At 53.0% G+C, this 8,640-nt stretch carries 8 protein-coding genes; 5 read left to right on the top strand and 3 right to left on the bottom strand.

Features of this window, described 5'->3' with window-relative positions:
* Positions 1 to 143 precede the first annotated feature (143 nt).
* From NSCA4_RS0112340 to NSCA4_RS0112330, 3 genes are all read right to left on the bottom strand, one after another.
* The gene (locus tag NSCA4_RS0112340; protein ID WP_016688397.1) at positions 144 to 818 is read right to left on the bottom strand and encodes a glutathione S-transferase family protein; all 675 of its coding nucleotides are present in this window, start codon (positions 816 to 818) and stop codon (positions 144 to 146) included.
* A 93-nt stretch (positions 819 to 911) separates the two neighbouring features.
* On the bottom strand, positions 912 to 2,849 hold the full coding sequence (locus NSCA4_RS0112335) for a MacB family efflux pump subunit (RefSeq protein ID WP_016688396.1): 1,938 nt from the start codon (positions 2,847 to 2,849) through the stop codon (positions 912 to 914).
* 96 nt (positions 2,850 to 2,945) lie between these two features.
* A complete protein-coding gene (locus tag NSCA4_RS0112330; RefSeq protein ID WP_016688395.1) occupies positions 2,946 to 4,127 on the bottom strand; it encodes an efflux RND transporter periplasmic adaptor subunit in 1,182 nt (393 codons plus the stop codon).
* 320 nt (positions 4,128 to 4,447) lie between these two features.
* Between NSCA4_RS0112330 and NSCA4_RS0112320 the strand changes: the two genes are divergently transcribed.
* The 5 genes from NSCA4_RS0112320 (at position 4,448) to NSCA4_RS0112300 (ending at position 8,627) form a co-directional block, all read left to right on the top strand.
* Positions 4,448 to 4,879 carry a type IV pilin protein gene (locus NSCA4_RS0112320; RefSeq protein ID WP_016688393.1) on the top strand — a complete coding sequence of 144 codons (432 nt, stop codon included), beginning with the start codon at positions 4,448 to 4,450 and terminating at the stop codon, positions 4,877 to 4,879.
* 127 nt (positions 4,880 to 5,006) lie between these two features.
* The gene (gene gloB, locus NSCA4_RS0112315) at positions 5,007 to 5,756 is read left to right on the top strand and encodes a hydroxyacylglutathione hydrolase (RefSeq protein ID WP_016688392.1); all 750 of its coding nucleotides are present in this window, start codon (positions 5,007 to 5,009) and stop codon (positions 5,754 to 5,756) included.
* Between the two features lie 199 nt (positions 5,757 to 5,955).
* Positions 5,956 to 7,071, top strand: a complete 1,116-nt coding sequence (locus NSCA4_RS0112310) for a hypothetical protein (protein WP_016688391.1) — start codon at positions 5,956 to 5,958, stop codon at positions 7,069 to 7,071.
* Between the two features lie 12 nt (positions 7,072 to 7,083).
* Entirely contained in the window at positions 7,084 to 7,878 is a 795-nt protein-coding gene (locus NSCA4_RS0112305) for an SDR family oxidoreductase (RefSeq protein ID WP_016688390.1), read from the top strand.
* A 176-nt stretch (positions 7,879 to 8,054) separates the two neighbouring features.
* Positions 8,055 to 8,627 (top strand): ubiquinone biosynthesis accessory factor UbiJ, encoded by a 573-nt coding sequence (locus NSCA4_RS0112300; RefSeq protein ID WP_016688389.1) that lies wholly within the window; start codon positions 8,055 to 8,057, stop codon positions 8,625 to 8,627.
* Positions 8,628 to 8,640 lie beyond the last annotated feature (13 nt).

Genomic DNA, 8,640 nt, shown 5'->3' with positions numbered 1-8,640 from the left:
CTTCGCCTTGTCCTGATTTAGTTAATCCACTATATGTTGCGGGTTCGGACGACGCTCGGGCTGTTTTCGCAATGTATTGTGTGAACTGTGTGTTCGGTATCTCGTCGGGCTGCCGGACCCTACTTTTGCTTTTTCAGACGACCTTATTTATCCAAACGCAACAGCGGGCCGCCTGCTTTCTCTACCGCCGTTTGATAGGCGGGGTCGTTTTCGATGCGCTGCAAATAGGCGCGGATGTTGGGATAGTCCGCCAATCCGAAGCGGTCGGCGGCGGCTTGCAGCGGGTAACTCATCATGATATCGGCGCCGCTGAGTCGGTTGTCGACCAGCCAGTCTTTGCCGTTTAATTCGTTTTCGAAATAGGCTAGATGCAGGGCGGCTTGCGGCTCGATAAAGCCGTTTTTGACGTTGCCGCTGATTTTGCGTGCGACGGGTTTGACGAAAAACGGCATGGGCGCGTTTTCTATTTTGCGGAACACCAGCCCGAGCAAAAGCAAGGGCATCAGCGAACCTTCGGCATAGTGCAGCCAGCGTTGGTAATGCCAGTAATCTCGGCTGCCGTGTTCGGGCATGAAGCGTCCGCCGCCGTAGGTTTGAATCAGGTAGTCGGTAATCGCGCCGCTTTCGTTGAGTACGAATCCGTCGTCGTCGATAACGGGGGACTTGCCCAGCGGGTGTACGGCTTTGAGTTCGTCGGGCGCGAGCAGGGTTTCGGGATGGCGCGCGTAGGTTTTGATTTGATACGGCGCGCCGATGAGTTCGAGCAGCCAGACGATGCGCAGTGCGCGGGATTGTGCCAATACATGTAGGGTAATCATTCGGTTTTTCTCGATGTGTGTATGTTCATTGTGATGACAATAGCCAAACGGGGTTTTCAGACGACCTTTTGGGTTTGGAGGTCGTCTGAAACTTTAATCCTTAGACAAGGCGTCAATCGGGTTGAGTTTGGAGGCTTTGTTGGCGGGCATAAAACCGAACGCCACGCCGATAGCCGTCGAGCAGACGACCGCGCCGATGACGGAACCGATGGAAATTTCCATCGGAAATTCGGTGACGAAATGGTTGAACACAAGGCTGATGGCAGTGGACAGCCCTACTCCGACCAAGCCGCCGATGATACAGATTAAGACCGCTTCAATCAGGAATTGTTGCAGGATGTTGTTGCGCCGCGCACCGATCGCCATTCGCACGCCGATTTCTTTGGTGCGCTCGGTTACGGACACCAGCATAATGTTCATCACGCCGATACCGCCGACCACCAATGAAATCAGGGCGATGGAGGAAATCAGCAGTTTCATCGTGCCTGTGGTGGTTTCAACCATCTGCTTGATGCTGTCGCTGTTGTTCATGAAAAAGTCTTCCGTACCGTGCCGCGTTTTGAGCAGCTCGGTCAGCCCTTTTTCGGCGACTTGGGTGTTGGCGTCGTCTTTGATTTTGACGGTAATCGAGTTGGTGTGGCTCTCGCCGGTAATTTGGTGCATCACGGTCGTATAGGGCGACCAGAGCATCAATACGTCGGAATTGCCGAAAGAGTTTTCTTCTTTTTCCATCACGCCGATGACGGTCAGCGGGCGTTTGTTAAAGAGGACGGTTTTGCCCAGTGGATTGACGTCTGTACCAAAGAGTTTTTCTTTGGTGTTTTGGTCGATCACGACGACTTGCGCGTCTTCTTTCACATCGCTCTCGTCAAACAGACGCCCTGATTCCAGCTTCAGCCCGCGCACGTCGAAATATTGTTCGCCCACGCCGTACAGCGAGGCGGTCAGGTCGGTGTTGCGGTAGGTCAGCGTGCCGCCGGAGGTCGTTTGCGGCGTGGCGGAAGCGACGTAGCTTTGTTTGGCGATGACTTTGGCGTCGTCAATGGTCAGGGTTTTAATCCTGCCGCTGCGCCTGTCGCCGAAGCCGCGTCCGGGGAAGATGCTGATGGTGTTCGTCCCCATCGCGCTGATGTCTGCGAGGATTTTTTTCTCGGAGCCGTTGCCCAAAGCGACGACGGACACGACCGAGGCGATGCCGATGATGATGCCGAGCATGGTCAGGAGCGAACGCATTTTGTGCGCCATAATCGCCTGCACCGACATTTTGAAGGCTTCGATAAATTGGTCGTAATAAAACAGCCACGAAGATTTTTCTTTGATGCGTTCTATTTTGCTTTCTGGGATTTCGGGATTTTTTGAACTGTCGGAGATGATTTCGCCGTCGCGGATTTCGATGATGCGGTTGGCGATGGCGGCGATACCGGGATCGTGTGTCACCATAATCACGGTATGTCCTTCTTTATGCAGCTTTTGGATGATTTCAATCACATTTTTGCCGCTGGCTGTATCGAGCGCGCCGGTCGGTTCGTCGGCGAAGATGATTTCGCCTCCGTTCATCAGGGCGCGGGCGATGGAGACGCGCTGCTGCTGACCGCCGGAAAGCTCGCTGGGTTTATTGCCCTCTTTGCCTTCCAAACCCAAATCCTGCAACAGTTTTTCCGCACGCGTGGAACGCTCTTTGCCGCCCATGCCCATATACACGGCAGGCAGGGCAACGTTGTCCCGCGCCGTCAGCGAGCCCAACAAGTTGTAGCGTTGGAAAATAAAGCCGAAGCGTTCGCGCCGCAATGCCGCCAATTCGTCCGGCTCCATTTTGGCGGTTTCGATGCCGTCGATTTGATACGAACCCGAAGTCGCGCTATCCAAACAGCCGAGGATGTTCATCAGCGTGGATTTGCCCGAACCGGACTGCCCGATGATGGCGACGAAATCGCCCTTCTCTATCGACAGGCTGACATCTTTCAAAACATGAACGCGGTTCGCGCCGCTGCCGAAGTAGCGGTTGATGTTTTTACATTCGATTAAGCTCATAAGTGTTTCCGACCGATAATGATGTATGGAGTGAAAAGGTCGTCTGAAAGCGGGATTTTGCCAAGAAACAAAACTTTCAGACGACCTATTGCCTATTTATCTCGGCGGACCGCCCTGCATGGCGCGTTGCGCCGCTTCAGCCTGCTCCGCCGCGCTCATTTCCGACATCACTACCTTGTCGCCTTCTTTCAAACCGCTTTTCACTTCGGTATTCATGCTGTCTTTCAGACCGACCGTAATCTCGCGTTCCGAAGCTTTACCGTCCGCGCCCAAAACGCTGACAAACGATTTGCCGTCGTGTTTTTTAATCGTCAGCGTCGGCACGAGCAAAACGTTTTTCACGCCGTTGATTTCAATCGTATTCTGCGTCGTCATACCGATAGAAAGTTTGCCGTCGGGATTAGGCACCAAAGCGCGGGCGTAGTAGTAAATCGCATTGGAAGTCGTGTCCGTGCTGGTGGTGTAGCTGCCCAGCGACATCGTGGTCAAGCCCGGATCGACGCTGTCGAGCTTCGCCTTAATCGGCGTATCCGGTTCGGACAAAATCGTAAACGAAATATCCTGCCCCGCCTTCACCTTCGTAATATCGCCTTCGGCAATCTGCATTTTGTTCAACATCGTATCCAGATTCGCCAACTGGATAATCGTCGGCGTGGACTGCACCGCGTTCACGGTCTGCCCTTCTTCCACCGGAATCGCCACCACCGTACCGTCCATCGTCGCAACGATGCGGGTATAGCCCAATTCCGACTCGGCAGTATTGATGGAAATTTTGGTTTGCTTGATGGCAGCCTTCAGCTCGGCAACATTCGCCTTAGCCGCCGCCAGCGCATCCTGCGCGCTTTCCAAATCCTCTTTGGAAGTCGCGTTTTCCTTCCATAAAGCCGCTTCGCGCTTGTATTTCTTCTCCGCACTGTTCAGCGCAATTCCGGCAGAAACCAATTTCGCCTGATACGTTTCCAGCTTGGATTTTTCCGTATTCAGCGTGTTCACCTGAGTGGTCGAATTGATTTCCGCAATCAAATCGCCCTTTTTAACCTGCTGTCCGAGCTTGACGTACAGCTTCTTAATCTGCCCCGAAGCCTGCGCGCCCACCGACACCAAATTCGACGGCGAAATCTCGCCCGTAGCGGATACCGTCTGGCTGATGTCGCCGCGTTTGACCGTTTCCGTGATGTAAGAAGTTTGAGGTTCGGGCTGAAAATAAGACCACGCGGCAAACCCAAGCACCGCAGCAACCGTTATTCCGACCGTCCATTTATTAATGATTTTTGCCATAACCGACTTTCTGATTCATCCATTTCATCTGTTCAATCCGGCACCCGATTCATGTCGCATAATCCCAACACTTATCCGCCGAAAACGCTGAAAACGAGCGGATTTTACTGCAAGCCTTTACTCCAGCCAAGTCAACGGCAAATCAAATAAAATCATAATAATCTGTTTTATAATCATTTTATAAAAAACCATTTCCAAGATATTGCGACCCATTTACATAGTTTCCCAATTCTGAAATTTATCCAAACATTCAAAATGGGAGAAAAGAACTATAATTAGAGCCTGACTTCCCAGGTACAATAAAAATCAAGACATACATCATGAAAAACACATTACAAAAAGGCTTCACGCTGGTCGAGCTGCTCATCGTCATCGTCATTCTCGCCATCCTTGCCACCCTTGCCTATCCGTCCTACGAACGCTTTATCCGTAAAAGCCGTTTGGAGAACGTCCGTTCCGAGCTCATGATCAATGCCCATAATCTCGAACGCTTCTACGCGCAAAACCGTACGTTTGAGAAGTTCCCGGCAACAGACCTGGTTCAAAACGAATACTTCACCATCCGGTTTTTCGACTATCAAAACACCCCAGAAGAGAAAAAGAATCCGTCCGCCTCGGGCTTCCTGCTCGAAGCCAAACCGAATGACGGATACAAAAGCAAAGAGACCTGCTCCGTCTATCTCGACAGCGACGGTATCTTTTGGGCAAGCAATGCAGATTGCCCCGGATATGAACACATAGATCAAAAATAATCCGAACCCTCTGCCGCTATTTTTATCCGTTCATACAAAAGGTCGTCTGAAAAACTTGTTCAAGATTTTCAGACGACCTTTTCATCATCAGCTAAAATCCGCTATTTCCAAGTGAGGAAACCACATTATGAACATCACCCCTGTCAAAGCCCTGAACGACAACTACATCTGGATGATTCAAGACGGCAATCACGCCGCCTGCATCGATCCGTCCGATGCCACGCCGGTTTTGGTATTCCTCGTCCGCAACCGCCTGATGTTGGCGCAAACATGGATTACCCATCTGCATCACGACCATATCGGCGGAGTCCAATCCCTCAAAAACGGCTTTATGGAATCGCCCGTGTACGGAGAGGCGGATATTGACTTGGCAACGCATACGGTTACTGCTGGTACGCAGTTTCCATTCGGCGATGGGCTGGTTACCGTGTGGGCGACGCCCGGTCATACCGACCGCCACGTCAGCTATCTTTTGGAAAACGCCGAAGGTCTGCACGTTTTCTGCGGCGACACATTATTCTCTGCAGGCTGCGGCAGGGTATTTACGGGAACGATAGAAGATTTGTACGACAGTTTCCAAAGATTCAATAAGTTGCCCGAAGAAACGCTGTTTTATCCCGCGCATGAATACACCGCCTCTAATCTGCGTTTTGCCGAATTTATCGAACCGGAAAATCCCGATATTCAAGCGGCTTTACGCGCGGCTGAAGATACGCCGACCCTGCCTGTAACCCTCGCACATGAACGCAAAATCAATCCGTTTTTACGGGTCGATTTGCCCCATGTCCGCGAACGGGTTGAGGAATTGGCAGGGAAGCGATTGAGTAGCGGTTTGGAAGTATTCGCCGCGCTGCGGGAATTGAAAAACCGTTTTTAGGTCGTCTGAAAACTCAATCCAGCCAGTTCAAACCAAAACAATTAATGCCTTCTCCCGTCACTGTATAAACACGGACGGGAATGACAGCCCTTTTATTTCAATCGGCTATAAAACCTGCGTTCCAATCTATTGCAGGGATTTTGAATACCTTTGCCCCGATAAACTATAATCGGCACATTCAGACGACCTTTCCCAAACCATGACCCGACAAGTTTTCATCCTAGGCGACCAGCCTCTGCCCGAAGGCAGGAGCAAGCCCTATGCGCTTTTGACGGCGAATCTGACCAAGGAACACCACTATATCGCCCAAACCGAACAACGGCAGCATGCGCACAATCCCCAAGTCAGCCCGCAAAACCAAAATGTTTACCGGCTGCCCCTATCCTTGTTTGGCACTCATTCCCATCAGCCGCATGATGAAAGGAAAAAACGCAAACACGCTGCCAAACCGGCCGCCACGCCTAAAGCTGCAAGCGTCAACATCATCGGCAATCTGTCGGCGAAAAACCTCTATACGCTGGCTTTCGTTGAAAACACCGGCAACCAATACAACCTCGAAAGCTGGTTCAACCGCCACGAAAGCGGCTATGAAGATGCCTGCGAACACTTGCGCGCGCTGCCCGGATGTCGTCTGAAAACGAGCGAAGCCGGTTTCACCGAAACAGACTCAGTCAACGTCCCCGATGCGCTGTGGCGCGTGCTGCGGCTCAAATTCCTCGGCATTTTGCGCAATCCCCGCAACCATCAAAACCCGTTTGCCTACCGCCTGCTTCAAATCCTGCGCTCACGGCTCCCCGAAGCGGGATTCGAGTTCGTCAGCCTCATCAGCCGCCGCGACCCGAAACGCATCGAATCCATCATGCAGGATTTCCATTTCTCCTTTCTCGGCTATGTCAACTGGCTCTCAGGGCTGTATGGCATGTTGAGCGAAGGCGTTTCGCAACCGTCGCTGTTCGAGCGGCTGTTTTGCGCCGTTTTTGCCGAACCGCAAGCCGTGAAAATCGAGCTGTTCCGCTATCCCGACGATACGGGGCTGTGCCTCTTTGGCGACAGCGGTTTCTGCCTTCAGGCATCATCCGAACTCATCAGCATCGGCGTCAATATTGCCCACGATATGTTTGCCGTCGTCCACCTGCAAGCCGCACGCTGGCACGGTTTTAAAAATACTTTCCATCATGACGCGCCGAAACTGCAAGGCAAAGTGAAGATTATCGACGGCGACCAAACCCAACGCGTCATGTTCAACCGGCTCTGTATCCGCCAATCTCACGAAGCTGTGTTTGGCAGAAGCCCGAACGTAAAAGACTACATCTAAACCATCAAAATCATGAATACTTCCCCCGACGCATCCATCTTAGGCTTAGGCTATCTCGGCCGTCCTTTGGCGCAGAAACTCTACGAACACGGCAGCCGAGTCGCTGCCGTCAAACGCAGCCTGACTTCGGACGATATTAATCTGCCCATACGCCTCGACGCCCTCGACCTCAATCAAGACGACGTGTTTCAAAGCGCGAACCTTGCCCGTGATACAAGCTTTTGGCAGCACCACGCCGACAAACCCGTTTGGTTCTGCCTTTTGCCGCCATCCTCGCTGACGCATTACGCCGACACCGTCAAACAATGGGCAGAACTTGCCCGAGCGTGTAACGTGCAACACCTGATTTTCACGAGCAGCACCAGCGTTTACGGCGATAAAGCGCGCGAATGCGACGAAACTGCAACACCCGACCCGCAAACCGAGTCCGCCCGCCAAATCGTCGCCGCCGAGCAATACCTGCTCGACAGCGGCGTTCCGAACATCGACATCCTGCGGCTGGGCGGGCTTTATTGCGCCGAACGCCATCCCGTCAGCCGCCTCGTTCAAAAGCAAAACATCCCGGGCGGCAACCAGCCCGTCAATATCGTCCACCGCGACATCGCCATCGACACCCTGTTTCAGACGACCCTCCATCCAAACGGCAGGCGCATCCGCAACATTGTCGAACCGCGCCACCCGACCCGCCGCGATTTCTACACCGCCGAAGCCGCCAAACTCGGTCTCCCGCCACCCGATTTCGCGCCTGATGACACAAGCGGCGGCAAAATTGTAAATACCGTTTCCGCCGACGGCTTAAGCCTGTAAAATTACGGCTCCGCGACCGTTTCAGACGACCTTTCGGCAGCGGCAAAACCAAAACCAAAAAACACAGTCTTACTTAACATAGTGAGTCAACAAAATCAGGATAAGGCGGAACATCGCCACACAAATCAAGTTCACCCACTATACAACCACAAGCCCGAAAGTATCGAGAACACGCTATGTCCGCCCTATTTCCCGTTATCAACCACCTGATACAGCAAAATCCGGAACACCGACAAGACCTGTCCCGCCTGTCAGGCAAAACCCTGAGCCTCAACCTCGCCGGATTCGGGCTGACCGGACACATCAATCACGACGGTTTCCTCGAAACCGCCGACCAGCCTGCCGACACCCTCATCACCTTCCATCAAAGCGCCATCCGCAAAATCCTGACCGGACAAGAACCCGGCGTCGGCGACATCAGCCTCGAAGGCGACCTTATGCTCGGTATGACCGTCCTGCCCATACTCGGCAGCCTGCGCTACTACGCTTCAGACGACCTCGCCCGCATCTTCGGCGACTCACTCGCAGGCAGCATCAGCGGACGCGCTGCAAACATCGGACAAACCGTCAAAAAAATCGGACAAAGCATAGCCGAGCAAATCAGCGATTTTTCCCGCGAACCCGAATCCCCCGTTATCGACGCCGCCACCCTGTCCGCCTGGATGGAAGAAGTGGACAAACTGCGCGACGACGTTGCCCGCCTTAATGAACGCCTCGACCGGCTCGAACGCGACATCTGGATAGACTAACTTTCAGACGACC

The sequence above is a fragment of the Neisseria sicca 4320 genome, from assembly GCF_000193735.1.
Taxonomy (GTDB): domain Bacteria; phylum Pseudomonadota; class Gammaproteobacteria; order Burkholderiales; family Neisseriaceae; genus Neisseria; species Neisseria sicca_E.
The sequence above is the reverse complement of the archived record's forward strand: the minus strand, read 5'-3'. Positions and strand labels throughout refer to the sequence as shown.

Bases quoted from the DNA above. Each gene is read 5' to 3' on its own strand.
- NSCA4_RS0112340 (WP_016688397.1), bottom strand. From the start codon at position 818: ATGATTACCCTACATGTATTGGCACAATCCCGCGCACTGCGCATCGTC.
- NSCA4_RS0112330 (WP_016688395.1), bottom strand. From the start codon at position 4,127: ATGGCAAAAATCATTAATAAATGGACGGTCGGAATAACGGTTGCTGCG.
- NSCA4_RS0112335 (WP_016688396.1), bottom strand. From the start codon at position 2,849: ATGAGCTTAATCGAATGTAAAAACATCAACCGCTACTTCGGCAGCGGC.
- NSCA4_RS0112310 (WP_016688391.1), top strand. From the start codon at position 5,956: ATGACCCGACAAGTTTTCATCCTAGGCGACCAGCCTCTGCCCGAAGGC.
- NSCA4_RS0112305 (WP_016688390.1), top strand. From the start codon at position 7,084: ATGAATACTTCCCCCGACGCATCCATCTTAGGCTTAGGCTATCTCGGC.
- NSCA4_RS0112320 (WP_016688393.1), top strand. From the start codon at position 4,448: ATGAAAAACACATTACAAAAAGGCTTCACGCTGGTCGAGCTGCTCATC.
- NSCA4_RS0112300 (WP_016688389.1), top strand. From the start codon at position 8,055: ATGTCCGCCCTATTTCCCGTTATCAACCACCTGATACAGCAAAATCCG.
- gloB (WP_016688392.1), top strand. From the start codon at position 5,007: ATGAACATCACCCCTGTCAAAGCCCTGAACGACAACTACATCTGGATG.